This is a genomic window from Gaetbulibacter aestuarii, assembly GCF_039537665.1.
GTDB lineage: Bacteria > Bacteroidota > Bacteroidia > Flavobacteriales > Flavobacteriaceae > Gaetbulibacter_A > Gaetbulibacter_A aestuarii.
In genome coordinates, this window is record NZ_BAABAY010000006.1 from 109,398 (window position 1) to 135,274 (window position 25,877).

Annotated in this window: 24 protein-coding genes; 15 read left to right on the top strand and 9 right to left on the bottom strand. The window is 37.6% G+C overall.

Annotated elements, in window-relative coordinates; translation table 11 throughout:
* Positions 1-28: 28 nt before the first annotated feature.
* Both ABD682_RS12350 and ABD682_RS12355 read left to right on the top strand, forming a co-directional pair.
* Positions 29-925: a chromosome partitioning protein ParA gene (locus tag ABD682_RS12350; RefSeq protein ID WP_344741767.1), complete on the top strand. Its 897-nt coding sequence runs from the start codon at positions 29-31 to the stop codon at positions 923-925.
* Positions 926-1,088: 163 nt separating this feature from the next.
* Positions 1,089-1,664, top strand: coding sequence for a Crp/Fnr family transcriptional regulator (locus tag ABD682_RS12355; protein ID WP_344741768.1), 576 nt, complete (start codon positions 1,089-1,091; stop codon positions 1,662-1,664).
* A gap of 144 nt (positions 1,665-1,808) precedes the next feature.
* On the opposite strand, the gene fumC is transcribed toward ABD682_RS12355, so the two are convergent.
* On the bottom strand, positions 1,809-3,206 hold the full coding sequence (gene fumC / locus ABD682_RS12360; RefSeq protein ID WP_344741770.1) for a class II fumarate hydratase: 1,398 nt from the start codon (positions 3,204-3,206) through the stop codon (positions 1,809-1,811).
* Positions 3,207-3,377: 171 nt separating this feature from the next.
* Here fumC and ABD682_RS12365 point away from each other — a divergent pair, with 171 nt between their 5' ends.
* Together ABD682_RS12365 and ABD682_RS12370 are read left to right on the top strand one after the other, a co-directional pair.
* A complete protein-coding gene (locus tag ABD682_RS12365) occupies positions 3,378-4,019 on the top strand; it encodes a peroxiredoxin (RefSeq protein ID WP_344741772.1) in 642 nt (213 codons plus the stop codon).
* Positions 4,020-4,105: 86 nt separating this feature from the next.
* On the top strand, positions 4,106-4,285 hold the full coding sequence (locus ABD682_RS12370; RefSeq protein ID WP_344741987.1) for a hypothetical protein: 180 nt from the start codon (positions 4,106-4,108) through the stop codon (positions 4,283-4,285).
* 74 nt (positions 4,286-4,359) lie between these two features.
* Here ABD682_RS12370 and ABD682_RS12375 read toward each other — a convergent pair whose 3' ends face one another.
* The 5 genes from ABD682_RS12375 to prfB all read right to left on the bottom strand — a co-directional run bounded on the left by ABD682_RS12375 (position 4,360) and on the right by prfB (position 11,566).
* Positions 4,360-6,783, bottom strand: a complete 2,424-nt coding sequence (locus ABD682_RS12375) for a TonB-dependent receptor (RefSeq protein WP_344741773.1) — start codon at positions 6,781-6,783, stop codon at positions 4,360-4,362.
* A gap of 84 nt (positions 6,784-6,867) precedes the next feature.
* Positions 6,868-9,402 carry a TonB-dependent receptor domain-containing protein gene (locus ABD682_RS12380; RefSeq protein WP_344741775.1) on the bottom strand — a complete coding sequence of 845 codons (2,535 nt, stop codon included), beginning with the start codon at positions 9,400-9,402 and terminating at the stop codon, positions 6,868-6,870.
* Between the two features lie 98 nt (positions 9,403-9,500).
* Positions 9,501-9,842 carry an arsenate reductase (glutaredoxin) gene (gene arsC / locus ABD682_RS12385; protein ID WP_344741776.1) on the bottom strand — a complete coding sequence of 114 codons (342 nt, stop codon included), beginning with the start codon at positions 9,840-9,842 and terminating at the stop codon, positions 9,501-9,503.
* Positions 9,839-10,459 (bottom strand): HAD family hydrolase, encoded by a 621-nt coding sequence (locus tag ABD682_RS12390; RefSeq protein WP_344741777.1) that lies wholly within the window; start codon positions 10,457-10,459, stop codon positions 9,839-9,841. The genes arsC and ABD682_RS12390 overlap by 4 nt, the downstream gene beginning before the upstream one ends.
* Positions 10,456-11,566, bottom strand: a protein-coding gene (prfB, locus tag ABD682_RS12395) for a peptide chain release factor 2 (protein WP_344741778.1) whose coding sequence is annotated in 2 segments (ribosomal slippage) — positions 10,456-11,502 and positions 11,504-11,566 — 1,110 coding nt in all. Because the reading frame shifts where the segments join, the coding sequence is not laid out codon by codon here. The genes ABD682_RS12390 and prfB overlap by 4 nt, the downstream gene beginning before the upstream one ends.
* 172 nt (positions 11,567-11,738) lie before the next feature.
* Here prfB and ABD682_RS12400 point away from each other — a divergent pair.
* Positions 11,739-12,758, top strand: a complete 1,020-nt coding sequence (locus tag ABD682_RS12400) for a threonine aldolase family protein (protein ID WP_344741780.1) — start codon at positions 11,739-11,741, stop codon at positions 12,756-12,758.
* Positions 12,759-12,760: 2 nt separating this feature from the next.
* On the opposite strand, the gene ABD682_RS12405 is transcribed toward ABD682_RS12400, so the two are convergent.
* Positions 12,761-13,084, bottom strand: a complete 324-nt coding sequence (locus tag ABD682_RS12405) for a YbaB/EbfC family nucleoid-associated protein (protein ID WP_344741781.1) — start codon at positions 13,082-13,084, stop codon at positions 12,761-12,763.
* A gap of 135 nt (positions 13,085-13,219) precedes the next feature.
* Here ABD682_RS12405 and ABD682_RS12410 point away from each other — a divergent pair, with 135 nt between their 5' ends.
* The 3 genes from ABD682_RS12410 to capB all read left to right on the top strand — a co-directional run bounded on the left by ABD682_RS12410 (position 13,220) and on the right by capB (position 17,904).
* Positions 13,220-15,289 (top strand): S9 family peptidase, encoded by a 2,070-nt coding sequence (locus ABD682_RS12410; RefSeq protein ID WP_344741782.1) that lies wholly within the window; start codon positions 13,220-13,222, stop codon positions 15,287-15,289.
* 76 nt (positions 15,290-15,365) lie between these two features.
* Positions 15,366-16,406, top strand: coding sequence for a cysteate synthase (capA, locus tag ABD682_RS12415; protein WP_344741783.1), 1,041 nt, complete (start codon positions 15,366-15,368; stop codon positions 16,404-16,406).
* Between the two features lie 238 nt (positions 16,407-16,644).
* On the top strand, positions 16,645-17,904 hold the full coding sequence (gene capB, locus ABD682_RS12420) for a cysteate-C-fatty acyltransferase (protein ID WP_344741785.1): 1,260 nt from the start codon (positions 16,645-16,647) through the stop codon (positions 17,902-17,904).
* A gap of 54 nt (positions 17,905-17,958) precedes the next feature.
* Here the strand turns inward: capB and ABD682_RS12425 are convergent, their stop codons facing one another.
* Positions 17,959-19,080 (bottom strand): GTP cyclohydrolase, encoded by a 1,122-nt coding sequence (locus ABD682_RS12425; protein WP_344741786.1) that lies wholly within the window; start codon positions 19,078-19,080, stop codon positions 17,959-17,961.
* 27 nt (positions 19,081-19,107) lie between these two features.
* Positions 19,108-20,109 carry a transporter gene (locus ABD682_RS12430; RefSeq protein ID WP_344741787.1) on the bottom strand — a complete coding sequence of 334 codons (1,002 nt, stop codon included), beginning with the start codon at positions 20,107-20,109 and terminating at the stop codon, positions 19,108-19,110.
* Between the two features lie 146 nt (positions 20,110-20,255).
* On the opposite strand from ABD682_RS12430, the gene ABD682_RS12435 reads away from it, so the two are divergent.
* The 7 genes from ABD682_RS12435 (at position 20,256) to ABD682_RS12465 (ending at position 25,828) form a co-directional block, all read left to right on the top strand.
* Positions 20,256-20,528, top strand: coding sequence for a DUF4834 family protein (locus ABD682_RS12435; protein ID WP_344741789.1), 273 nt, complete (start codon positions 20,256-20,258; stop codon positions 20,526-20,528).
* Positions 20,529-20,588: 60 nt separating this feature from the next.
* Positions 20,589-21,167: a Crp/Fnr family transcriptional regulator gene (locus ABD682_RS12440; RefSeq protein ID WP_344741790.1), complete on the top strand. Its 579-nt coding sequence runs from the start codon at positions 20,589-20,591 to the stop codon at positions 21,165-21,167.
* Between the two features lie 135 nt (positions 21,168-21,302).
* The gene (locus tag ABD682_RS12445; RefSeq protein WP_344741791.1) at positions 21,303-22,409 is read left to right on the top strand and encodes an alkene reductase; all 1,107 of its coding nucleotides are present in this window, start codon (positions 21,303-21,305) and stop codon (positions 22,407-22,409) included.
* A gap of 34 nt (positions 22,410-22,443) precedes the next feature.
* Positions 22,444-22,869, top strand: coding sequence for an OsmC family protein (locus ABD682_RS12450; protein ID WP_344741793.1), 426 nt, complete (start codon positions 22,444-22,446; stop codon positions 22,867-22,869).
* 7 nt (positions 22,870-22,876) lie between these two features.
* Positions 22,877-23,935 (top strand): NAD(P)-dependent alcohol dehydrogenase, encoded by a 1,059-nt coding sequence (locus tag ABD682_RS12455; RefSeq protein ID WP_344741794.1) that lies wholly within the window; start codon positions 22,877-22,879, stop codon positions 23,933-23,935.
* A 224-nt stretch (positions 23,936-24,159) separates the two neighbouring features.
* Positions 24,160-24,843 (top strand): CPBP family intramembrane glutamic endopeptidase, encoded by a 684-nt coding sequence (locus ABD682_RS12460; protein WP_344741796.1) that lies wholly within the window; start codon positions 24,160-24,162, stop codon positions 24,841-24,843.
* Between the two features lie 346 nt (positions 24,844-25,189).
* On the top strand, positions 25,190-25,828 hold the full coding sequence (locus ABD682_RS12465; RefSeq protein ID WP_344741799.1) for a hypothetical protein: 639 nt from the start codon (positions 25,190-25,192) through the stop codon (positions 25,826-25,828).
* Positions 25,829-25,877 lie beyond the last annotated feature (49 nt).

The window sequence follows — 25,877 nt, forward strand, 5'->3', positions numbered from 1 at the left end:
TAATATTAAAAACACTAAAAGCAAAATTATGGAAAATAATAAAAGCAACACGCCTCTTAAGGTTGGATTAGTGATCGCAGTGGTTTTATTTATTGCCACCGGTTTCTACACCTTAAATCTTTACAAAAGCAGTAAAGAAAATGAACAACAATTAACTGAAGAAAAGCAGTTAGTAATGAATGATCTAAACGCTATGGCGAAACAATACGACCAGGCGATTAATGAAAATGATATTGCTAATGCTAATTTAGTAGAAGCTCGTGCAAGAATTCAAGGATTGATTGATTCTTTAAAAATTTCTGAAACTAACGTAAAAAGTTTGTGGAGATACAAAACCAAATACTTATCGTTACAAAAAGAAATGGACAAATTATTGGCACAAAATGATTCGTTAAAGGTTCAAAACTCTTATTTAGCGACTTCTCTGGATAGTACACGTGTACGCCTGGAAGAACGTACCGTATTTACCGATTCTTTATTATTGCAGAATACAGCATTGGCTGAAGTTGTTGAAAATGCCGCCGTATTATCAGCCTTAGATATGAAAGCTTCAGGCGTAATTGTTAGAACTTCAGGAAAAGTTATTCCAACTGAACGAGCCAGAAGAAGTGACAAGATCCGAGTGTGTTTTTTAGTTGCTAAAAATAAATTGGTTCAACCAGGAGATGAAGAACTTTATATCCAGGTTTTAGGCCCAAGCAAACAAGTAATGGGATTAAATGAACAAGTGACTTTTGGAGAAGGAGAAATGGCGAAAACCATTAACTATAGTACGATTAGTAAGTTTAATTATGAAGGATCAAGTTTGAATATTTGTGAATTTATCGATAAAACTTCGGAAGCCGATTTCCCGGAAGGACGTTATACAGTAAATGTATATAATAAAAAAGATTTAGTGTCAACTTCAGAATTCAGTTTACAATAATCTCAAATTCAAATAAGAAATTTAAAAACCTCAGGTTCATACCTGAGGTTTTTTTTATGCCCTTTTAGCAAATAAACCTAATTTATAAGTTCGTTGTAGAAAATAATAGTGTTCAAATTACTAAAGCCATTATATTTAGGCATGTAAATTGACCTATTTCTCAATGCATCGTAACTTTAAGTTTTTAAACTCTATAGCCTCTATCTCTGAAAATTCTTTTAAGGCGATTGCCGATATTTCAGAATTTATAGAGGTTCCTGCAGAAACTCATGTCGTTAAACTTGGGGAAATTCCAGCAAAACTATATATGCTTGTTGATGGCTCTATACGATGTTATATCTCAACAGAGTCGGGGAAAGAGTTCAATAAAACATTTTATTTTCCGGTGAGCTTCGTGGGTTCTTTAACCGCGTTACTAAGACAAAATCCTTCGCAGTTTGTTTTTGAAACCCTTAGTGATTCCAAAATGTATGCTGTAGATTATAAGAAATTAATGGAATTGTGCAGAACCAATGAGGATCTAAAAGAATTTTATACGCGTATTTTGGAATTGCTATATTCAAAATATGAAGCACGTTTGGTAGATCAAATATCACTGGACGCAACGCAACGCTACAAGAAATTATTAAAACAGCAACCTAATATTAATCAGTTAGTATCTCAATACCATATTGCATCTTATTTGGGAATCACACCGGTACAATTAAGTCGTATTCGTAAAAAAAATGGACTAATTTAACATTTGTTAATTTTTAACATTTACATTACGCTTATATTTGAGTAATTCTTTTTCAACAACATTCAAAAGGATTAATAGCTAACCAACAAAAAAAACAGGTAACCCATGTTACCTGTTTTTTTACTTTAAAATAAATTCTTCCTGTCATTTCAAGCTGCCTACCATGTCTTCAGGTTTTACCCATTCGTCATATTCTTCAGCAGTAACGTATCCAAGATTAATGGCTTCTTCTTTAAGTGTGGTACCATTTTTATGGGCGGTATTCGCAATTTCAGCCGCTTTGTAATAACCTATTTTGGTATTTAATGCCGTTACCAGCATTAAAGAATTATTTACCATTTTATCAATAACCTTTTTATTAGGCTCGATACCAACCGCACAGTTATCATTAAAACTTATGCAGGCATCACCAATTAGTTGTGCTGATTGAAGCACATTAGCAGCCATTACAGGTTTAAAAACATTGAGTTCGTACTGCCCTTGTAAACCACCAACAGACACAGAAACATCATTACCAATAACCTGAGCGCAAACCATGGTTAGGGCTTCGCACTGGGTGGGATTTACTTTTCCGGGCATAATAGAACTTCCGGGTTCGTTGGCCGGAATTGTAATTTCTCCGATACCGGAGCGAGGTCCGGAGGCCAGCATTCGTATGTCATTTCCAATTTTATTCAAGGATACAGCTAATTGCTTTAATGCACCATGTGTTTCAACTAAAGCGTCGTGAGCTGCCAATGCTTCAAATTTATTTGGAGCCGTAATAAAGGGCAGCTTAGTAAATTCTGCAATATATTCTGCCACGCGTTTACTATAGCCTTTCGGTGTGTTAAGTCCTGTTCCAACGGCAGTGCCACCTAAAGCCAATTCACTTAAATGCGATAACGTGTTTTCCAGGGCTTTGATACCATGATCTAATTGTGCGGTATAACCTGAAATTTCCTGACCGAGGGTTAGCGGCGTAGCATCCATGAGATGCGTTCGACCGATCTTTACGATGGATTTAAATTCCTGTGATTTCTTATGTAATGTATCTCTTAGTTTTTTAACTCCCGGAAGTGTGTTTTCTACAACTTTCTTATAAATAGCAATATGCATTCCGGTAGGGAAGGTATCGTTCGAGGATTGCGATTTATTAACATCATCGTTGGGTTGGATGGTTTTTTCTCCTTCACCAATTTTATGTCCGGCCAATTGATGGGCACGATTCGCAATAACCTCATTAACATTCATGTTACTTTGTGTGCCGGATCCTGTTTGCCAGATCACTAATGGAAATTGGTCATCATGCTTACCTGCCAGGATCTCGTTACAAACCTCTGCGATAAGATCACGCTTATCTTTAGACAGCACACCTAATTCACAGTTCGTGTATGCCGCAGCTTTTTTAAGATAGGCAAAACCATATATGATCTCCAAAGGCATAGAGGCCTCAGGACCAATTTTAAAATTATTTCTGGAACGTTCTGTTTGAGCGCCCCAAAGTTTATCAGCGGGAACTTTAACTTCCCCCATGGTATCTTTTTCTATTCTGTATTCCATTGGATTATACTTTTTATTCGATGTTACAAAGTTAATTTATTTATGCCGTTTTAAAGGAATAATCCCTATGGATTTCTTTGCATATTTAACGTATTAATAACACGCACTTCTTTGTTATTCCTATTAAACCTATTAAATTTGTAGGAAATAATAATTTAAAATAAAAATACTATGGCTAATTTAAGACTAGGGGACACCGCTCCCGATTTTACAGCGCAAACCACACAAGGTGAAATAAAGTTTCACGAGTGGCTTGGAGACGATTGGGGTATATTGTTTTCCCATCCTGCAGATTATACACCCGTTTGTACTACTGAACTGGGAACGGTTGCAAAATACAAACCTGAATTTGATAAACGCGACGTAAAAACCATTGCATTAAGTGTTGATGGATTAGAATCTCACAAAGCCTGGATCAAGGATATTAATGAAACGCAACATACAGAAGTTAATTTTCCTATTATAGCTGATGAAGATCACAAGGTTTCGGAATTGTATGATATGATTCACCCCAATGCGAATGATAAGCAAACCGTACGTTCCGTTTTTATAATTGGTCCTGATAAAAAAATAAAACTCATTATTGTGTATCCGGCTTCTACGGGAAGAAATTTTGATGAATTATTACGCGTTATTGATTCCCTTCAATTAACAGCTTATTACAAGGTAGCTACACCGGCAAACTGGAAATTTGGAGAGGATTGTGTGGTTTCACCTTCCATTGCAACAAAGGATATTCCGGATATTTTTCCAAAAGGTTTTAAAGAGGTTAAGCCTTATTTAAGAATTACGCCGCAGCCTAATTTAAACTAGGTTCTGTTAAGAAAAATTTAAAACGGTATTGCTTAACAAAACTCTTTATACTATCTTTGCCTAAGATTAAAAAAACGTAACATACCATGATGTTTGAATTTGACCAATATTTAGGCTTTTTAGCATTCTTAACCATATTAACCATCGGTTTTTGGTTAATGATTTTCTTAATTACCTTCGTTATTCCTTACTGGATTGGAGGTGCGCTCATTGAACGTCTTCAAGAAATTAGAGAAGAAAAAAAGGCTAAGCGTCAGAATTCTTAGGTAAATAAAGATATTTTTAGATAAAAAAAGGAAGTTCATTTGGACTTCCTTTTTTGTTTGGTATATATCTTAATTTACATTTGGATATCCATATCTCCGCCACCGCCGTAGTTTCTTTCGCGACTTGGTTTTTTCTGTTGATTAAAGCGATAGGTGAATGACAGGTTATAAGAACGAACTCCACGGAATCGCAATTCTCTTACAGTTGTAAATTGTGGTGTATCTACGGTACCGTTGAACGTTCTGCTATTCAATAGGTCATTGATATTAAAAGCTATAGATGCCTTGTCTTTGAAAAGATCTTTACTAAAAGCAACATCTATTGCAAAAACACCCTCGTTTGTGTTTTGAGCATCTCGGCTTGGACCACGATAATTGAAATTGGTTTGCCAGTCGATCCCTAATGGCAATGTGTATTTGTTATTTAATCGCGCTCGCCATGATACATTTTTAGAGTCAAAACTATTATCCTGGTAACTTCCGGTGATCACCGAATTGAATATATTAAAATCGGTATTCACACGCCACTTTCTTGATGGACTATAACTTAGGTTGAACTCATAACCATAACGGTCTTCCGTGGCAATGTTTAAAGGACCTCTTAGGATTACCGGAACCTGGCGCCCGTCAATATCTACAAAATCGCCTGATTCTCTACTCACAAAACGAATAACATCAGTAGCATGTGAATAATACACAGATGTTGTTAATACGAAATTATTGAAACGATTCAGATATCCAAGATCGAATTGTCCGGAATAGGTTGGGAGTAATCCCGGATTCCCCTGAAAGATATTCGTAATACTACTTCTTGAAGGGTAAGGATTTAAGAAGAATGACCAGGGACGTCTTAATCTTCGGTTGAAACCTAAACTTAAATTTTCCTTCTCACTAAACTCGTATGTCAGGTTGATGGTTGGGAATAATCCTGTGAAATTCCGACCTTCAAAATCTCCTGATGTAGGCTGATCCAAAGTCAATTGTGTGTTTTCCATTCGGAGCCCTAGCAAATAAGAAAACTTATTATCTATTTTACTACCAAATTGAACATAGGCAGCTTGAATGTAATTCTTATATTTAAACAAGTTAGTTAAGTCGGTGTTAACCTCAAATTGATTGGTATCCGGATTTAAAAGCTCTACACGATAATCTGTGGTTGTTCTATCATAATCTCCACGATATCCCATTTCAAATTGGCTGTTTTCTCCAATGGGCAATAAATAATCAGAGCGCAGGAATAATTTAGAACCGGTAACCTTCTGACTTAAAATATCGGTATCAATACCATCCTGATTGATCAAAGAGTATTGATCCTGGTTATTATCTTCAAATTGAAAGTCAAGCGTTAATTTATGGCCACTATCATCAAAATTCTTGGTGTAATTAAATGAATATTGTTTATTTCCTGAGCTGTTATCCTGAGGATCCCTACGAACTGTTTCAGATAATAAATTCATATTCGGATCGTACTGAAAAATACGGTTGGTTGAATTTTCGCTACCGTTATTGTCGCTGTAAACCATGGAAGCGGTAATGGAAGCCGACTTATTTACATACCATTCTACGCCAAAGTTGTTCGTAATTCCTTTATCAGTATTTAACCAATCGCGTTTTTCATCCGAAACATTTCCTGTACTTTTAAACGTTGTGTAAGAATACCAATAACCTGGAGATTCATTATAACGATAGGATAGCGTATTAAAAATATTAAGGTCGCCGGTTCTATAGTTTACGTTGGCCGATATGCCGGCACGGCTAGGATGACCTACGTTGGTCGTTACTGCACCATTAAAACCTTGTAATTTACTACGTCTTAAAATAATATTCAGAATACCCGCAGTTCCTTCCGCTTCATAACGGGCTGAGGGTGATGTAATAACCTCTACTTTTTCTATAGCATCAGCGGGTAATTGTTGTAAGGCGTCTGTACTATTCAATCCAACCAGTCCGGAAGGTTTACCGTTTATCAAAATCCTAACATTTTCGTTTCCGCGAAGCGTAATTGTTCCTTCGGCATCAACAGCTACAGAAGGTACGTTGTCCAGAACATCACTTACATTTCCACCACGAACCGTAAGATCCTTTCCTACATTATAGATTTTTTTATCGAGTTTTACTTCAACTGTGGTTTTTTCAGCCACGATCTCTACTTCATTCAGAGATTCTGTATTAAGTGTTAAGTAAATATTACCAAGGTCCATATTGCCCTCAATAACCTTATTTTTCATTTCCACAGATTTATAAGAAATGTATTCGACCTTAATGTCGTAGGTACCGTCAGCCACTTTAATTTCAAATTTCCCATCAACATCTGTAATGGTACCGTCCACTACTTTTCCGTCTTTATGACTAAAAAAAGACACCGTAGCATATTCAAGAGGCAGGTTCATATCCTTGTCAATAACAGTTCCGGTAATTTTGTTTTTCTTGGCGTCACCGGGATCTGCAAAAACAATAGTGGTAAAACACAAGGCGATTAATAGAGCAATTTTTTTCATTTTTGGTTTTAATATTAGCGCGGCAAAATTATTGTTTTGACCTGGTATTTATGGTTAAATAAAAGTTAAATGAGTAGGTGATTTTTAACCGTCAATGTCGAAATTAGCTTCAGGTCCTTCATCTTGTCCTGAGCGTTCTCTTTTGGATTGTGGTTGGTTAAAACGGTACAGGAACGATAAATTTACCTGCCGTTGACGCCATTGCGATACTTCATAATTTGTAAAGAACGCCGTTGTGGTTGTCGTACGACGCTTTCTGGAGTTGAAAAGGTCACGAGCATTTAGTGAAATGGTAAGCTTATCATTTAAAACTTCCTTACTGAAGGCCAGATCCATGACGAATACTCCTTTTTGGCTGCTTTGTGCATCTTGGCGCGCACCACTGTAATATGCATTGGTTTGCCAATCAATTGCACCCGGTAATGTTACTTTACTACTAAAACGGGTAAACCAGCTGGAGTTTTTCGCACCATAATCTACGTTATTAAAGGAACCCTCCGTTTCGAATTGAAAAATATTAAAGCTACTGTTTAAGCGAATCCATTTTGCGGGATTATAGAGAATACCGAATTCTCCACCGGTACGCTTATTTGTTGAAAGGTTTACCGGAATCGTTCTGATGATATCAATACCATCTGAAGTCTGCTGACCTGTATTTTCCTGAATACGTTCAAATGAAGCTGTTTCATGCTGGTAATAAACCGAAGCCGTAACGGTAAGTTCATCCCAGCGTTTTAAATAGCCCAAATCAAAGGTGCTTGAGTAGGCCGGACGTAAATTTGGATTTCCCTGAAATACGTTGGTTCGGCTAGACCGTCTCGGGTAAGGTGAAATATACCAGCCTCTCGGACGGTTAATCCGACGGTTAAATCCAAGGGTAACACTTTCCTCCGGATCATCTTCATTACTGGAGAGATTATAAATAAAATTCACGGTAGGGAAGAGGCCTAAATAATTATTATCAAAGTCAGTGTCGATAGGATAGCCAAAAGCCTCTTGTAACTCTGCGGGCGTTAATCTGGAATCGATATTGCCTTTTAATTGCGTATTTTCAAGGCGGAGGCCTAGTAAGAATGAAAATTGCCCAAATTTACTTCCATATTGTGAATAGAATGCCGTTACATTTTCACTATAATCAAATATATTGGTGATGGCCTCATTCACAACATAATTACCCGTATTAATGTCTTCCTGTTCTAATAAATAGTCAGTGATTTCATTTTGATATCTGCCGCGGAAACCTGCTTCAAATCTTGAATCTTCGCCTATTGGTAGCACATAATCTGATTGGATCAAATATTCTTTACGATCTTCTGTTTGATATATGATTTCATTTTGAAAAGGATCAGGATAAGTTTGATCGGTAAACACATAATCTTCATTAATGAAATTATCTTGATTCTCATTTCTGGTCTCATATTGAAAATCTGCTGTTAACTGATGCCCTGAATCATCAAACTTTGTAATGTAATTCAAAGATATTTGGTAGTTATTACCCGTTTCGTCCTGTTTTTCACGGCGATTGGTTTGTTCAACCATGGAGCCGCCATTATAACGGCTACTGGTATTGATACCCAAATCAGCATCTTCACCATAACGATAGAATAAACTTCCGGTAACAGAGGTTTTATCCGAAAGGAAATACTCCATACCTAGATTGGCATTATAATTCCTGTTCAGTCTGCTTACTCTTTCATTTTCAGTGATGCGTTCAAACTCCGGCGTAACCGTACTACCATTTACTGTGCGCTCAAAATAACGTGTGTCGTTATAATTCGTTCGGGGTGCATCAAAGTAACGATAACCTATATTAGAGAAGATGTTAAATTTTTCTGTGCGATAATTAATATTAGAAGAGAATCCTAAATTATCAGGGTTTCCTAATGTTAGATTAATAGAACCGTTAAAGCCCAGAGTTTCCTTTTGGCGTAAAATAATATTTAGGATACCTGCTGTTCCTTCAGCGTCATATCGTGCTGATGGCGAAGTAATTACTTCAACACGTTCTATGGCTTCGGCAGGTAGCTGACTCAATATATTGGTATTACCGAAACCTGCCATAGCAGAGGGTTTACCATTGATCAAAATTTTCACATTGCCATTACCTCTCAGGCTTATATTTCCTTCAATATCTACAGCAACAGATGGTACATTATTCAATGCATCACTTACAGTTCCACCGGCGGTCGTTAGGTCTTTACCTATGTTGTAGATCTTTTTATCGAGCTTGATCTCCACCGTGGTACGCTCTGCAACAATTTCAACAGCATTAAGGGACTCTACGTTAAGCGCTAAGGCGATAACGCCCAGATCGGTATTCTCGTTTATTGTCCGATCTTCAAAGGTTATCGATTTATAGGATATATATTCAACTTTAATGTCATAGATTCCTTGGGCTACACGCATTTTAAATGCTCCTGAAGCGTCGGTGATAACACCATCGATCACCTTTTGATCGTCGTGATTTCGAATTGAAACGGTAGCAAATTCAAGAGGTGCTTTCGTTTCGGCATCAATTACTGTTCCTTTAATCGTAATGTTCTTGTCAGGTTCAGTTGCATAGCCGTAGAAAGCCGTTAATACGATAAATAGAAGTGAAAATATGTTTTTAGTGCTCATAAAATTTGTAGTCGTGGTGTTTTCTGCAAAACTACATTATAAGACACGCTTTTCGGTTAATTTTTTGTTAAAACATTTTATCAAATAATTAAACAAAATTACAAAATATCCGAAATTTTCTCAGGCGGTCTTCCTACAACAGCCTTATTTCCATTGATAACTATCGGGCGTTCAATAAGTTTTGGGTGTTGCACCATGGCTTCGATAATCTCTGAATCACTAAGCTCTTTACCTTTGTAATCGCTTTTCCAAATGGCTTCATTGGTTCGGATCAATTCTATGGGTTTTATCCCTAACAGGTTAATTATTCCCGAGAGCTCTTCTGGTGAAGGTGTATCTTCCAGATATTTAATCACTTTATATGGTTTTCCTGAATCTTCAAGAATGGCCAGGCCTTCTCTGGATTTTCTACAGCGATTATTATGATATATTGTGATCATGATATTAAGATATTAAATTGTTTTAAGTCGTTTTTTAATTGTTGTGGACTCTTGTAATGGATCCCATTAATTTTTAATGCCTCCGCGGCTTTAATATTTCTTAAGTTATCGTCAATGAATAACGTGCTTTCAGCCTTTAAATCGAAACGGTTCAAACAGATCTCATAAATTTTTTTGAATGGTTTTCTAACCTTTTCTTCACCCGAAACCACAATCCCATCGAACCAATCTAAAAAATCAAAACGTTTTTTTGCAATAGGAAAGGTTTCACTGCTCCAGTTGGTGAGTGCTACGATCTTGTAATTCTGGGATTGCTTCAAATTTTTGAATATGCTAACGGTTTCGTCAATAGATCCTCCCAACATTTTTGGCCAATCGCCATAGAACATCCGAATATATTTTTCATAATCCGGAAATTCAGCCACGAGATCTTCGGTAGCTTGCTGGAGTGGATATCCGGCATCTTGATTTTCATTCCAATCGCTAGTACAAATAGTATTCAAAAACCATGTGGTCTTCTCACGATCGCCATCAAAAGCATCTAAAAATACATATTCAGGATTCCAATCGATAAGAACACCACCCAGATCAAAAATAATATTGTTTATAATTTTCATAATTGATCGTCGGCTTCAGTCTTTTGACCCATCATCATAAGATAAGCTTTTAAAAACCCATCGATATTGCCGTCCATCACAGCATCTACATTACCGGTTTCATGACCGGTGCGCACATCTTTCACTAATTTATAAGGGTGCATCACGTAGTTTCGAATCTGGCTTCCCCATTCGATCTTCTTTTTATTGGCTTCGATATCTTCGCGTTGGGATAATTGTTTTTCAAGTTCAATTTCGTACAACTGAGATTTCAACATTTGTAAGGCCCGAGCCCGGTTATCGTGCTGTGAACGTGTCTCAGAGCACGAAATTTGTATTCCGGTAGGTTTGTGGGTTAATTGTACTTTGGTTTCCACTTTGTTAACATTTTGTCCACCGGCACCGCTAGATCGTGCTGTAGTGATCTCAATATCGGCCGGATTTATTTCAATTTCGATGGAATCGTCAACTAAAGGATACACATAAACAGAAGCAAAACTGGTATGTCGTTTCGCGTTACTATCAAAAGGGGAGATACGCACCAGGCGATGTACACCGTTTTCACCTTTTAACCAGCCAAAAGCGAAATCGCCATCAATCTCTAAGGTCACTGTTTTAATTCCGGCTACATCGCCTTCCTGAAAGTTCAGTTCTTTCACCTTAAAGCCACTTTTTTCCGCATACATTAAATACATACGCATGAGCATGCTTGCCCAGTCACAGCTTTCGGTTCCACCGGCACCGGCGGTTATTTGGAGTACAGCGCTCAGGCTATCACCTTCATCAGAAAGCATATTCCTGAATTCGATGGCTTCTAATAAATTTATGGCTTTATCGTAACGGTTCTCAACATCTTCAGCCGTAGATTCACCTTCTTTAAAGAACTCATAGATCACTTCCAGATCTTCCACTAAAGTTTTCACGGCGTTGTAATCTTCGATCCATTTTTTCTTAACCCGAATGGATTTCATTACCGTTTCCGCTTCGCGGGGATTATCCCAAAAATTGGGGTCGAAAGTTTGTTCTTCTTCGTTTTGGATTTCTATCTTTTTCTTGTCGATGTCAAAGATAGTGCCTTAGTTTGTCAAGGCGGGTATTGAGATCCTTAATTTGATCTGAAGTAATCATAGGTTTAAATTTTAAGACAAAAATAGAACTTAAAAGCGCTCTAAAAAACAAAACGTCTTTAAAATTTATATCCATTTGAAATACAGATATATTTAGTTTTTCAAAAGAATCTCGATCGAATTTCATCAACATTTCCTAAAATTTCATTTATTTTTGAAGAAAAATAGCTGAAATGATAATAGACTTACGCAGCGACACGGTTACCAAACCTTCGAAAGGCATGCTGGACGCCATGATGCGTGCAGAGATAGGCGATGACGTGTTTCGTGAAGATCCCACCGTTAACAAACTTGAAGCTCACCTGGCAAAACTTTTTGGAAAACCAAATGCTTTATTTTTTCCTAGTGGGACTATGGCCAATCAAACGGCTCTAAAATTACATACTCAACCTGGTGAACAGGTTATTTGCGATAAGTATGCCCATATTTACAATTACGAATCCGGGGGTGCATCATTTAACAGTGGTATTTCCTGTAAACTGGTGGATGGTGATAAAGGCATGTTTACAGCAAAACAAGTGATAGAAGCTATTAATCCGGATGCATATTATTACAGTAAAACCACGCTTGTTGAAGTTGAAAATACCACGAACAAAGGTGGTGGTGCTTGCTGGGATTTTGAAGAATTAAAAAAGATCCGCACGGTTTGCGATTCTAATAACTTCGGTTACCATTTGGATGGCGCCAGATTATGGAATGCTTTAGTGGCTAAAAATGAAACCCCAAAACAATACGGAGAACTTTTTGACACCATTTCCGTGTGTTTAAGTAAAGGTTTAGGCTGTCCGGTAGGTTCTGTTTTGATAGGGGATGAAGCCATTATGGAAAATGCCTTGCGTGTTCGCAAAGTATTTGGTGGTAATATGCGTCAGGCGGGTTATCTGGCCGCTGCCGGTTTATATGCGTTGGAACATCATATTGATCGTTTAAAAGAAGATCATGCTAAGGCTAAAGATATTGAGAAGGTGCTGAGTTCCCTGTCCATGATCAAAAAAGTAGAACCGGTTGAAACCAATATCATTATTTTCGAACTAGAGGATGGTATCAGTGAAACCGACTTTGAAGAAAAGCTGGCATCAAAAGATATTAGAATCATCAGTATGGGTGGTGGTAAATTGCGTATTACAACGCATATGGATTACACCGATGACATGCACGAAAAACTCCTGAAAACCCTAAAGAATTTAGATTAAATTTACTTGAACATATCCATCCCAGGAATGTTTGGCAGACCGTCTTTTGCGGCACTGGCCAATTCGGCTTCGTTTATTTTAGTGGCTTTTTCAATGGCTTTATTGAGCGTCATCACTAAATAATCCTCGAGTTTTTCTTTGTCCTTCATTAAGTCATCAGAAATTGCAATGGATTTGATGGTTCTGTTGGCGGTAAGCGTTACTTGAAGTTCATTGTCCGAACTCGATTCATCAACTAAAACCGTATCCAGTCTCTTTTTGGTCTCTTCAACTTTTTTCTGGGCTTCTTTCAATTTACCCATCATTTGCATCATATCTCCAAACATAGCGTTGTTTTTTACGTTTGAACAAAGGTATTACATTCTTCAAAATTCAAAATACCTTCAGTAAATAATTAAAAAAATGTCAAAAATCTGTTTCTAAGTTTTATTTTTGACCACATTTAAATGATTAATAGGCACATGAGTCAGGAATTAAAGACGATTAAACCTCCCAAAGCAGAAAAGCGCCCTAAGGTGTTAAAAATTCATAGTGATGAGCGCATCGATGATTATTACTGGTTAAATGAGCGGGAGAATGAGGATGTTTTAAAGTATCTGAAGACAGAAAATGCGTATACTAAAAAGATGCTGAAGCACACCGAGGGGTTTCAGAAATCGCTATTCAAAGAAATGAAAGCCAGAATTAAGGAGGATGACGCTACGGTGCCTTACAAACTTAATGGTTATTGGTATATCACGCGTTATGTAAAAGGGAAAGACTACCCCGTTTATGTACGCAAAAAAGATTCACTAGAGGCACCTGAAGAATTACTCTTTGATTGTAATGACATGGCTAAAGGGCATGCTTATTTTAATTTAGGAAGCATCGCTATTAGTCCGGATAATACCCTGGCTGCTTTTTCAACCGATGTGGTAAGTAGAAGACAATACACTATTCAAATTAAAAATTTAGTTACCGGTGAGATCCTGCCGGATAAGATCATCAATACTACAGGAAGTGCTACTTGGGCAAACGATAATGCCACGTTGTTTTATGCCATGAAAGATCCAGTGACGCTTCGCTCTGAGAAAATTTGTAAACATCGTTTAGGCTCAGATAATAGTGCTGATGATATTGTTTATAAGGAAGAAGATGACACGTTTCACACCTTTGTATATAAGTCGAAATCCAGAAAATACATCATTATTGGATCATCAAGTACCATGACTTCCGAATATCGCATTTTAAATGCCGATACCCCGGACGAACCTTTTACAGTTTTTTATGAACGTGAAAAAGACCTGGAATATAGTATTGCCCACTTTGAAGATAAATTTTACGTGATTTCCAATGCAGATGATGCCCAAAATTTCAAGCTCTCCAAAACACCCGAAAATAAAACGCATAAAAAATATTGGACGGATGTTATTCCCCACCGACGCTCGGTTCTGTTGGAAGATATTGAGATTTTCAAGGACTATTTGGTGGTTAACGAACGCGAAAACGGCCTAAACAGGCTCCGGATCATGAGTTGGAATGATATGGAGGACTATTATTTGCATTTCGAGTCAGAAACCTATAATATTTTTATAGGGAATAATCCTGATTTTGAAAGTGGCGTGCTACGCTATGGTTATAATTCGCTAACCACACCAAGCTCGGTAATAGATTACAGCTTTTCAACGAAAACCAAGGAAGTTAAAAAAGAACAGGAAGTTCTTGGAGGCACTTTTGATAAGAACAATTACATTGCGGAACGGCTCTGGGCCACAGCCGGTGATGGTGTGAAAATTCCAATTTCGCTGGTGTATCACAAGGATACGCCTATAAATGGGAATAGTCCTTTGTTGCAATATGCATACGGTTCCTACGGCTCTACGACAGATCCTTCTTTTTCATCGATTCGTTTGAGTTTACTGGATCGGGGATTTATTTATGCCATCGCTCATGTTCGTGGTGGTGAATATTTGGGGCGTCATTGGTATGAAGACGGTAAGCTTTTAATGAAAAAGAATACGTTTACGGATTTTATTGATTGTTCTAAATTCCTCATCGAAAATAAATACACTTCTGAAAAGCATCTCTATGCCTATGGGGGATCTGCCGGAGGTCTTTTAATGGGTGCAATTGTGAATATGAACCCTGAATTGTATCATGGTGTGTTGGCTGCCGTACCTTTTGTTGATGTGGTAACCACCATGTTGGATGACAGTATACCATTAACCACAGGAGAATACGACGAATGGGGAAATCCTAACAATGAAGCCTATTATTGGTATATGAAGTCTTATTCACCGTATGACAATGTAACTACTCAGGAATACCCGAATATGTTGGTTACTACAGGGTTACATGATTCTCAGGTGCAATATTGGGAACCGGCCAAATGGGTAGCCAAATTAAGGGATTTAAAAACTGATAATAATATTTTATTACTTCATACTGACATGGATTCGGGTCATGGCGGGGCTTCAGGGCGTTTTGAAAGTTTAATAGAAGTAGCTATGGAGTATACCTTTTTATTAGATTTGGAAGGAATTTCATGCTAATAAAAAAAATTGTGTTATTTTTGTCAGGTTTTAAGACGTATTCTTTATTAGGGAATGCTGCTTTTAAATAGCTTTTATGAAACACACGAATCAAGTTTTTGATAATGTACTCGATTTAGTTGGTAATACACCACTTGTAAGATTAAATCGCATTACATCAGAACTCCAAGGGAACTTTTTCGCAAAAGTAGAATCATTCAACCCCGGACAATCGTCCAAAGATCGCATCGCTTTATACATCATAGAACAAGCCGAAAAACAAGGCATCTTGACACCCGGCGACACTATTATTGAAACCACTTCGGGTAACACCGGTTTCAGTATTGCGATGGTGAGCATCATTAAGGGGTATAAATGTATTCTTGCGGTTAGTTCTAAATCCTCTGCAGATAAGATTGATATGCTAAAGACCATGGGAGCCAAGGTGTATGTTTGCCCGGCTCACGTAAGTGCAGACGATCCGCGTTCGTATTATCAAGTGGCAAAACGCCTTCACGAAGAAACTAAAGGTTCAGTATATATCAATCAATATTTCAATCAATTGAATATTGATGCGCATTATAATAGTACAGGTCCTGAGATCTGGAATCAAACAGAAGGTAAAATTACCCACTTAGTGGCGTGTAGTGGTACCGGAGGAACCATTTCAGGAACAGCCAAATACTTAAAAGAACAAAATCCCGATATTCAAATTATTGGTGTTGATGCTTTTGGATCGGTGATAAAGAAGTATCATGAAACCAGAGAGTTCGACGAAAAGGAAATTTATCCTTACCGTATTGAAGGCTTAGGAAAAAATTTAATTCCTACAGCAACTGATTTTGATGTGATAGATGAATTTGTAAAAGTTACGGATGAAGAAAGTGCACACATGGCTCGTGCCATCGCCAAAACAGAAGGTCTTTTTGTGGGCTATACTTCAGGTGCTGCCATGCAGGCCATAAAGCAATTAGGTGAGGAAAACCGATTCAAAAAAACAGATCAGGTCGTTATTATTTTCCCAGACCACGGTTCGCGTTACATGAGTAAAGTTTACAGTGATAAGTGGATGAGCGAACAAGGCTTTTTCGATAGCGTTAATGTTCATACCGCTGAAAAGATACAGTACATTAAGTAAAATATACTAAGTCAAACCAGAAAAGCGTTTTTGATATTTTATTGAAAACGCTTTTCTTTTGCTTATTTGTTAATAATTGAAGGCCAAAAATTATGGTCAAATCATAGAAATATTTAATTTTGCACAGCTAATTAGTAACGAACCGTATATAATGTTTAAATTGCATTTTAAAGCGACCATTAACCTATGTGTTTTTTTGCAAAATTTGTACGGATTTAAATGCATAAGAATTTATTAAATGAAAGATTTATTTGAAAAAATTTATAAAGATAAAGGACCATTAGGAAAATGGGCGTCTCAAGCTGAGGGCTACTTTGTATTTCCTAAATTGGAAGGTCAGATATCGAATAGAATGAAATTTCAGGGAAAAGAAGTGATTACCTGGAGTATCAATGATTATCTGGGACTGGCCAACCATCCTGAAGTTCGAAAAGTAGATGCAGAAGCAGCAGCGCAGTACGGTTCCGCGTATCCTATGGGAGCGCGAATGATGTCCGGGCACACTGATCTGCACGAAAAACTTCAGAACGAATTAGCGGCCTTTGTTAACAAACAAGCAGCTTATCTTTTAAATTTTGGATACCAGGGTATTTTATCTACTATCGATGCTTTGGTTGGAAAAGATGATATTATTGTTTACGATGTGGATGCGCATGCCTGCATTATTGATGGTGTACGTCTTCATATGGGAAAACGCTTTACCTACAAACACAACGATGTTGAGAGCTTAGAGAAAAACCTGGAACGTGCCACAAAAATGGCAGAACAGACCGGAGGCGGGATCCTGGTGATCTCTGAAGGTGTTTTTGGAATGCGAGGCGAGCAAGGACGTTTAAAAGAAATCGTTGCATTAAAGAAAAAATATAATTTCAGATTTTTAGTTGATGATGCTCACGGATTCGGAACCCTTGGAAAAACAGGTGCAGGAACAGGTGAGGAGCAGGGCGTTCAGGATGACATCGATGTGTATTTTGCAACCTTCGCGAAATCGATGGCGAGTACCGGAGCTTTTATTGCGGGCGATAAAGAAATCATCGACTACTTAAAATATAATCTACGTTCTCAAATGTTTGCCAAGTCATTGCAAATGCAATTGACGGCCGGCGCTTTAAAACGTTTGGATATGTTGCGAACCATGCCAGAGTTAAAAGAAAATCTTTGGACTATTGTTAATGCCTTACAGTCCGGGTTAAAGGCGCGTGGTTTTGATATCGGTACCACACAAAGTTGTGTTACGCCCGTGTATTTAAAAGGAAGTATTCCGGAGGCTATGGCACTTGTACGTGACCTAAGAGAAAATTACGGAATCTTCTGTTCTATAGTGGTTTATCCTGTAATACCTAAAGGAATGATTTTACTTAGAATGATTCCAACAGCAACGCACACGTTAAAGGATGTAGAGGAAACTTTAGATGCTTTTGATGCCATTAGAGAGCGTTTAGATAACGGCACTTATAAACGCTTATCTGCCGCAGTTATGGCTGCGATGGGTGAGTAGCTTATTCAAATATTACTTAAATAAAAATCCGATGTTTGATGCATCGGATTTTTTTTATTTCAGGTCTTTTCGGTATGTTTTTCTACGTTTCGTGATCTTCGGATCGAAATGCTTCCAAAGATTGTGTATCGCTTCATTATCGTCTAATTCAGGTGTACGAAAACAATTTTCAATTCCCTTCTCCTTGAAGGTTCTATAATATTCATCAAAAATAATGGCATGAATACCCTTGTTTTGAAATTCCGGAGTTACACCAATAAGATAAAAAACCACATTTTTACTGTGTTTTTTAGCATGTAAAAGATGTGTAAATCCGAAAGGAAATAATTTACCTTTCATTTTTTGTAAGGCATCAGCAAAACTAGGCATCACAATGGCAAAGGCGATCATGTTATCATCGTCATCCATCACGAATTTGATGTATTCTGGATTTATAAAACTGATAAATTTCTTTTTGAAATACGCTTTTTGAATATCGCTGATAGCTACGAATGAGGACAATTTTGCGTAAGTTGTGTTAAAGAGATCAAACATTTGATCAACATAAGGCATTACCTCACTGGTTTTTTTAAAATTTAAAGCTCTTAAATTGTACCGGCGTTTGATCAGGGCTTGCGCTTTCACAAAAAAGTCCGGGTTTACATTACTAAAACTAAATTGACTCTCGATGTAGCCCTTTTCAATGGTCATTCCGTAAGCTTCGTAATGCTTTTGATAATACGCCGCGTTATACCAGGTAACCATGGTCGATTTACTTTCAAAACCTTCTGTCATCACGCCAACCTTATCTAAATTAGAGAACCCTACAGGCCCTTCCATGTAATCCAAATTATTAGCTTTTCCAATCGTAGCAACTTCATCCAATAAGGTTTTGGAAACCTCAGGATCATCCACAAAATCGAACCAGCCGAAACGCATTTTTTTAAGTTTGGACTCTTTGACCTCAGCCCAATTGATAATGGCAGCAATGCGTCCTACAATTTCCTTTCCTTTGTAAGCCAGGAACAACCGCGCAGCGGCATCCTCAAACACAGGGTTTTCCTTTTTGTTGAAAGAATTCATCTCCTGACTAATAATCGGGGGTACCCAATACGGATTATCCTTGTAGATCTTAAATGGAAATTTCACAAAAGCCTTTAAGTCGGATTTGGACTGTACTTCTTTGAGTGTAATCATATACTGCTACTAAATTGAACGCTATTTTTAATTATCGAATTCCTGGACATCACGCTTTTGTTGTAGATGTGGTGGAATTTCATCTGATTTTCTACGTTTATTTCTACGTTTTCTTCGTTTCCCTTCATCCTGAGCGGAAGTCCCGTTATCAACAACTTTGTCATTATGAAAATCAAAGCGGTAGGACATGCCGAAATTCGCATTAAAAACAGACGGCGTATCTTTGGTATTGAAGGTTAATGCTGTGTCCAGCTGGAAATCTTTAGTCCATAAAAAGGCGCCACCAACGCGGAACAGGTTATCTGCATAAAAATCACTTTGAATACCCTGCGTTTCTCCAAAAATTACCCATTTCGGACTTAAAGCATGCGTTAATGAGATCACATAAGAGAAATCTGATTGATCTGTGCCAATACGCTCTTTGATAAAATTCATCACTAACACCCAGCCACCGGCAAAATTATGCTGTGTCGCGATCATTACTTTCGGGCTAAAACCTTCGATTCCTGCAGCGGTATATGGATTGTCCTTGGTGTCATAATGCGCTCCGGCATAAACAGCAACAGCAGGTATCAACGAACGCCATCTAAAACCATGATTGGCTTTCCAGCTATACAGATTCGGCTTATTAGCTTCTTCATTTTTATTAGGATCGTAAAGCAAATACTTTGCACCAATAGTAAGCGTTTTAAAATTTCCACGATCGTTTACAGAATTCGGTGTGGCTTTAAAAACTTTATTATCATTCTGATAGGTGCCTTCAATATTCAGTTCCAATTCCTCAAATAAAAACCCATAACGCGTGGCAAAATCAATTCCAAAGCCATCAACATCATAGGCAGGGAAGGGGCTACGCTCTTCTTTCACCAGGTAAGGTCCCAATTCGAATTGTAGCACTCCGGTGCCTACAGAAAAAGCGCTTTTAGAAACACCCGGACGATTGGAATTGATAACATCAGTATATTGAGCCAGCGCGGTGCCGGTCCATAAACTAAAGATTAATATTAAAGTAGATTTTAGTGGGTTCATAACTATTTTATTAAAAGTTATTATCGTGTATTGTGTTGAAGTCTTTAATTCGACATTAGTCAAATATAGATATTTTATAGATTTTTTAAGGTTTTTGAACCAGTTTTAAGGGTATTCTGTTGTAAATTTGTAGAAAATTACATTTTATGCAATATGCATCTGCTACCGGGTTAGTACGCATGATTCTTATTATCATGCTGGTTTATTTCGGTATTAAAATATTAAGTCGTTTGTTCGCGCCAGTGCTTATGCGTTTTGTGGCTAAGAAAGCCGAGGAGCAATTTGGTGGCCGATATGAACAGAATCAGCGTGAAGCACCTAAAAAAGAGGGTGAAGTAACCATCGACAAAATGCCGAATCAAAGAAAAGCCTCATCAGACGAGGTTGGCGATTACATTGATTATGAAGAAATCGAATAAGATCGGTTTCTTATTCTTTCCTGGTATTCCTAAATATTAGATTATTTTCTATTTTTACGTATGAAGTATCCTGTTATCGCGGACCACGTAAGGCGTTATGTTGCGCCAAAAGATTCCGATTTAGAGTTATTACAGTCCCTTTTGAATGAAGTTTCAATGGGTAAAGGCACCTTTTTACTGCAGCCCGGAACACAGGTTATGCACGAATATTTTGTGGTTGAAGGTTGTTTGAAGGCGTATTACATGGATGAAAAGGGGAGTAGACATATCATACAATTTGCGATAGAGGACTGGTGGATTGGTGATTTTGACGCCTATTTTAATGGTAATCCTTCACGATTATACCTGGAGGCTATAGAACCTTCTAGACTCCTTTCCATCAGCTATGAAAACCTTCAAAAGCTTTATGACGAGGCGCCCATTTTCGAACGCTACTTCCGCATTTTAGTTACAAATGCCTTTATTTCCCAGCGCAAACGCATCTTATCAACTCTGGAAAAAGATACCAAAGCCCGGTATCTGGAATTTTGTACATCTTACCCAAATATCGAAAATCGTGTTGCTAATTACGACATTGCAAATTACCTGGGCGTTTCTCCAGAAAACTTGAGTCGCGTGCGCCGTACGCTAAAAAGTTAAATTTTCTCTAATTGATATACATCAATAGAATTCTGCGTATTGTCTCTTACTTTTACGTTAGGAAATTATGAAAAGACCTGAAAAATCAGGTATTTCCACACATACATAAACCTAATAAAATAGAAAGAGAAAAATATGAGTAAACAACCTTTATTGACGCCTTATCACAAAAATTTAGACCTTAAAAATCGCGTGGTCATGGCGCCCATGACAAGAAGTAGAGCCGATAACGAAAGCAAAGTACCAACCGATGAATTACAAGGCATTTATTACGAACAACGCGCTTCCGCAGGATTAATTATTACGGAAGGATCGCAGGTTTCTGAGCGTGCCGTAGGGTATATCAATACCCCCGGAATTCACACAGAGGCACAGGTAGAAGGCTGGAAGAAGGTCACCAAGCGTGTTCATGATAAAGGCGGAAAGATCTTTATTCAATTATGGCACGTGGGCCGCATGTCGCATCCCGATTTTCACGATGGGGAATTGCCTTTATCGGCTTCAGATGTAAATCCGAATGCACAGTCGTACACACCGGAAGGTTTTAAAGATACTGTAGCACCTAAAGCCATGACCAAAGACGAGATCAAAACCACGATAAATGATTTTAGAAATGCCGCGGCCAATGCGGTAAAAGCAGGTTTTGACGGTGTAGAAATACATTCTTCCAACGGTTATTTATTTCACCAGTTCTTTAATGGAACCTCAAACCACAGGACTGATGAGTACGGTGGCAGTATAGAAAACCGGGCACGTTTCTTTTTTGAAACCCTCGATGCCATTAAGGAAGTGATTCCTGAAGAAAAGATCGGAGCACGTTTTAATCCGTCGCTGAATGGTATTTTTGGAATGACGATGGATGAAGAAACAATTCCGACCTTCGAATACATTATCAAAAAATTAAACGATTATAACCTGGCATACATTCATTTATCAGAACCGTTTAACGATGTTTCTGATATTCCGTACGCGGTCACCGAGATTGCAAAACATTTCAGACCAATGTACAACGGAACTTTAATGATCAATGCCGGTTTTGATCAGGAAAAAGGAAATAAAGTGATTGAAGATGGCGATGCCGATTTGGTAGCCTTCGGAAAACCTTTTATTTCAAATCCGGACCTGGTAGAACGTTTTGAGCATCACTTGGAATTAGCCGATTGGGATGAAGATACCTTCTACACACCGGGTAAAAAAGGATATACAGATTATCCGAAATCAGAAGCTTTGAAAGAGGCTTAACAAACTGAACTATTAACTTTTAAAAATTTAAATAATGAAATTTACAAGAAAAGCAAAAGCCGTATGGAATGGCAGTGGAAAAGATGGAAAAGGCGCCTTAACTACAGGCAGCAAGGTATTGGAAAATACACAGTACTCCTTTCATACGCGTTTTGAAGACGGGGAGAAGGGCACTAATCCTGAAGAACTGGTGGGAGCCGCACATGCCGGATGTTTCGCCATGCAATTGAGCTTTTTGCTGAATGAGAATGACTTTACAGCAAATACGTTGGACGTAAATGCCACGGGAACCTTTGAAGATGGTGCAGTAACCAATATCACGCTTAATCTGAATGGTGATGTACCTGGTATTGATGCAGAACAGTTTCAGCAAATTGCCCAGAAAGCAAAAGAGGTTTGTCCGATTTCAAAATTATTGAAAGCACAAATCGATTTAAAAATTAATTTAAAAAACGCATAATAAATATATGAATACAACAACAGTAAAAGCTTTCGGGACGGCCGGAGCAACAGAGGATCTAAAGCCGATGGATATTGAGCGCCGTGAACCGGAAGCCGACGATGTTAAAATTGAAATAACCTATTGTGGCGTGTGTCACAGTGATATTCATACCGCTCGAAACGAATGGGGCGGATCTAAATATCCTGTAGTTCCGGGTCATGAAATTATTGGAAAAGTGGTAGCCGTAGGAAACAATGTTTCCGATTTTAAAGTGGGCGACTACGTAGGCGTGGGCTGTATGGTAGATTCCTGCCACGAATGCGCCTCTTGCGAAAGAGATCTGGAGCAGTTCTGTGAAAACGGCGCAACGTTTACCTATAACAGTCCTAACCCGCATATTCCGGGAACGAATACCTATGGTGGCTACGCTACGGCGATCACTGTAGACAAGCAATTTGTACTGCGTTTACCGGAAAATATTTATAAACCGGGAGCCGCGCCCTTATTATGTGCCGGAATTACCACCTGGTCGCCATTACGTCACTGGAACGTTAAAAAAGGCGATAAGGTAGGTGTTGTTGGTCTGGGCGGACTGGGACATATGGGTGTAAAATTCGCGCATGCCCTGGGCGCACATACCGTGATGATCACCAGATCACCGGATAAAGCCGGTGATGCCAAGGATTTGGGAGCCGACGAGGTTTTGATTTCAACGGATGAAGATGAAATGAAAAAACACGCCGGAAGTTTCGATTTCATATTGAATACCATTCCTGTAGGTCACGATATGAATCCGTATTTAGGATTATTGAAGATTGATGCAACGATGTGTTTGGTAGGCGCTGTAGAGCCCTTAAAACCATTCCATGGTGGTAATATCATTATGGGACGTAAACGCATCGCCGGATCATTAATTGGCGGTATCAAGGAAACTCAGGAAATGTTGGATTTCTGTGGTGAACACGATATTTTAAGTGATATTGAAATGATTAATATGCAGAATATTAATGAAGCTTACGATCGTGTGGTAGCCAGCGATGTTAAATATAGATTTGTTATTGACATGAACTCCCTTAAGAATTAGATCCCTAAGATCCTCATGTTGATAGTGTGAACCGGCATCCTTTTGGATGTCGGTTCTTTTTTTATGTACACATACCGTTTGTCGATTAAAAACTTGTAGCGATAATTTTTTTAGTCTCATTTATACATAATTAAAAAGAATGGTATTGTAAAAATTTTCAACTTCACCGGAAATTAGAACAAATCAAAGTATTACTACAAATCGCAATAGTTTTTTTACTTCTTATGTTGACGACACTAATGTTGTCATACATTTTAGTACAAATATTTTATTTTAAAACTACCGTTCTTGTTAGTATTGACCTATCACTACTGATTTTTTCAGGGATATTATTGTGGGTATGGAAACCTATTATTTTATTTGATAAAATATCAGCTTTCAGAGTTTTTAAACTCATAGTGTTAGGCCTATTGCTAATGCTTTTATTTCCTTTATTAAACTTAGTCCTGTTATTAAAAAATATAAATCTGGGACAGATTGGGGTAATGGTACCAAGTTCAGATATTTTATTTAACGAAAATTTTTCCTTTTCAAAAGGGTATTATTGCTTTAAACTATTACTTATTGGTCCTATTTTAGAAGAATTATTTTTCAGAGGGATAATACAAACCAAATTAAGAGAAAAGTGTTCGGTAAAAACCTCAATAATTATGTCAAGCATATTTTTTTCCGCTTGGCATATGGATATTGAACAATGTATAATATCCTTTTTAGCAGGATTATTGTTTGGTTACATCTATGAAAAAAACAAAAATTTATTAGAGATTATTATTGTTCATATTTCTGTGAATCTTGGAGTTTTGTTTGCTTTAAATGAAAATATGCCATTCCATTTTAAATACCTTTTTTATTATGGTGTTCTGTTAGTGTTGACTATAATAATTACTAATAAAATTTTAAAAAGGTGAGGTTGTTTTATTTTAGAATTAGAGAGAAAAGATATGGTACAGGGCAGTATTTGAAATATTCTATTTTACATAATATAAATTATAGAACAATTGTTTACTAAAGCAAATTGCGTATAGCTTCGCAATTTGCACATAATTATAAATATAACGCCTTTATGGTCATATCGTAACCATAATTATGTCAAAGCAATTTGCGGGAACTTCGTTCAAACGAATAATACCGATAGAGATTATTTCTAAGCAATTCTAAGCCTAAATAATATTCCGGATTGTTGTTATTATGATGATAAAAATCAGTGATATACCTCAAAATCAATTGTAACTTTAATCCCTAAAGTTTCCTACAATGAAACTTTCACCAAACAAACAAAATATCCTTTTCCGGCTCCCCATAGCCGGTATGCTCCTTTTTGTGGTGTTTTACAGCCTGGCGGCGCTTCATTATCCCGGTGGTTCCTGGAATGTGCCCGCGCAAACCGGGTTTCATTTAAAAGATAATTACCTCTGCGATCTCCTGGATGCTCAAACCATCAGCGGTTTGGAAAATACCGCCAGTGTGTATGCCAAAATAGCTCTGGGATTTTTATGTTTAAGTTTAATGGTGTTGTGGTGGTATTTGCCTAAATTGTTTTTCAGAAAGGCCAAAGCTTTAGTATTCATGCGCTGGACAGGTATGCTCGCTATGGGTACTACCCTACTTTTGGGACCTCAAAATCATGATGTGGTGGTGCGTATTGCCGGAGTTTTTGGAACCATTTCCTTAATGATCGCTTTAGTTAGCTTGTATCTGGATCATTTTAAAGGACTTTTTGTTTTGGGTGTGCTGTGTTTGGTTTTGTTTCTGGCAAATTACTATATCTACGAATCTGAAGTATTACTTAAACAACTTCCCGTCATTCAAAAAATCACCTTTACGGCCTGTATTTTATGGTTTGTATTCCTGGATCTTGCCTTGATTAAAAAGTTCCGGGGATTTAAGCACTGAAGCATCTTGGCTAATTTTCAATTCATAAGGAAATTCCATAAAAAAAGCC

Excerpts from the sequence above, each read along its gene's own strand:
- ABD682_RS12350 (WP_344741767.1), top strand. The coding sequence starts at position 29 with ATGGAAAATAATAAAAGCAACACGCCTCTTAAGGTTGGATTAGTGATC.
- ABD682_RS12355 (WP_344741768.1), top strand. The coding sequence starts at position 1,089 with ATGCATCGTAACTTTAAGTTTTTAAACTCTATAGCCTCTATCTCTGAA.
- fumC (WP_344741770.1), bottom strand. The coding sequence starts at position 3,206 with ATGGAATACAGAATAGAAAAAGATACCATGGGGGAAGTTAAAGTTCCC.
- ABD682_RS12365 (WP_344741772.1), top strand. The coding sequence starts at position 3,378 with ATGGCTAATTTAAGACTAGGGGACACCGCTCCCGATTTTACAGCGCAA.
- ABD682_RS12370 (WP_344741987.1), top strand. The coding sequence starts at position 4,106 with ATGATGTTTGAATTTGACCAATATTTAGGCTTTTTAGCATTCTTAACC.
- ABD682_RS12375 (WP_344741773.1), bottom strand. The coding sequence starts at position 6,783 with ATGAAAAAAATTGCTCTATTAATCGCCTTGTGTTTTACCACTATTGTT.
- ABD682_RS12380 (WP_344741775.1), bottom strand. The coding sequence starts at position 9,402 with ATGAGCACTAAAAACATATTTTCACTTCTATTTATCGTATTAACGGCT.
- arsC (WP_344741776.1), bottom strand. The coding sequence starts at position 9,842 with ATGATCACAATATATCATAATAATCGCTGTAGAAAATCCAGAGAAGGC.
- ABD682_RS12390 (WP_344741777.1), bottom strand. The coding sequence starts at position 10,459 with ATGAAAATTATAAACAATATTATTTTTGATCTGGGTGGTGTTCTTATC.
- ABD682_RS12400 (WP_344741780.1), top strand. The coding sequence starts at position 11,739 with ATGATAATAGACTTACGCAGCGACACGGTTACCAAACCTTCGAAAGGC.
- ABD682_RS12405 (WP_344741781.1), bottom strand. The coding sequence starts at position 13,084 with ATGTTTGGAGATATGATGCAAATGATGGGTAAATTGAAAGAAGCCCAG.
- ABD682_RS12410 (WP_344741782.1), top strand. The coding sequence starts at position 13,220 with ATGAGTCAGGAATTAAAGACGATTAAACCTCCCAAAGCAGAAAAGCGC.
- capA (WP_344741783.1), top strand. The coding sequence starts at position 15,366 with ATGAAACACACGAATCAAGTTTTTGATAATGTACTCGATTTAGTTGGT.
- capB (WP_344741785.1), top strand. The coding sequence starts at position 16,645 with ATGAAAGATTTATTTGAAAAAATTTATAAAGATAAAGGACCATTAGGA.
- ABD682_RS12425 (WP_344741786.1), bottom strand. The coding sequence starts at position 19,080 with ATGATTACACTCAAAGAAGTACAGTCCAAATCCGACTTAAAGGCTTTT.
- ABD682_RS12430 (WP_344741787.1), bottom strand. The coding sequence starts at position 20,109 with ATGAACCCACTAAAATCTACTTTAATATTAATCTTTAGTTTATGGACC.
- ABD682_RS12435 (WP_344741789.1), top strand. The coding sequence starts at position 20,256 with ATGCAATATGCATCTGCTACCGGGTTAGTACGCATGATTCTTATTATC.
- ABD682_RS12440 (WP_344741790.1), top strand. The coding sequence starts at position 20,589 with ATGAAGTATCCTGTTATCGCGGACCACGTAAGGCGTTATGTTGCGCCA.
- ABD682_RS12445 (WP_344741791.1), top strand. The coding sequence starts at position 21,303 with ATGAGTAAACAACCTTTATTGACGCCTTATCACAAAAATTTAGACCTT.
- ABD682_RS12450 (WP_344741793.1), top strand. The coding sequence starts at position 22,444 with ATGAAATTTACAAGAAAAGCAAAAGCCGTATGGAATGGCAGTGGAAAA.
- ABD682_RS12455 (WP_344741794.1), top strand. The coding sequence starts at position 22,877 with ATGAATACAACAACAGTAAAAGCTTTCGGGACGGCCGGAGCAACAGAG.
- ABD682_RS12460 (WP_344741796.1), top strand. The coding sequence starts at position 24,160 with ATGTTGACGACACTAATGTTGTCATACATTTTAGTACAAATATTTTAT.
- ABD682_RS12465 (WP_344741799.1), top strand. The coding sequence starts at position 25,190 with ATGAAACTTTCACCAAACAAACAAAATATCCTTTTCCGGCTCCCCATA.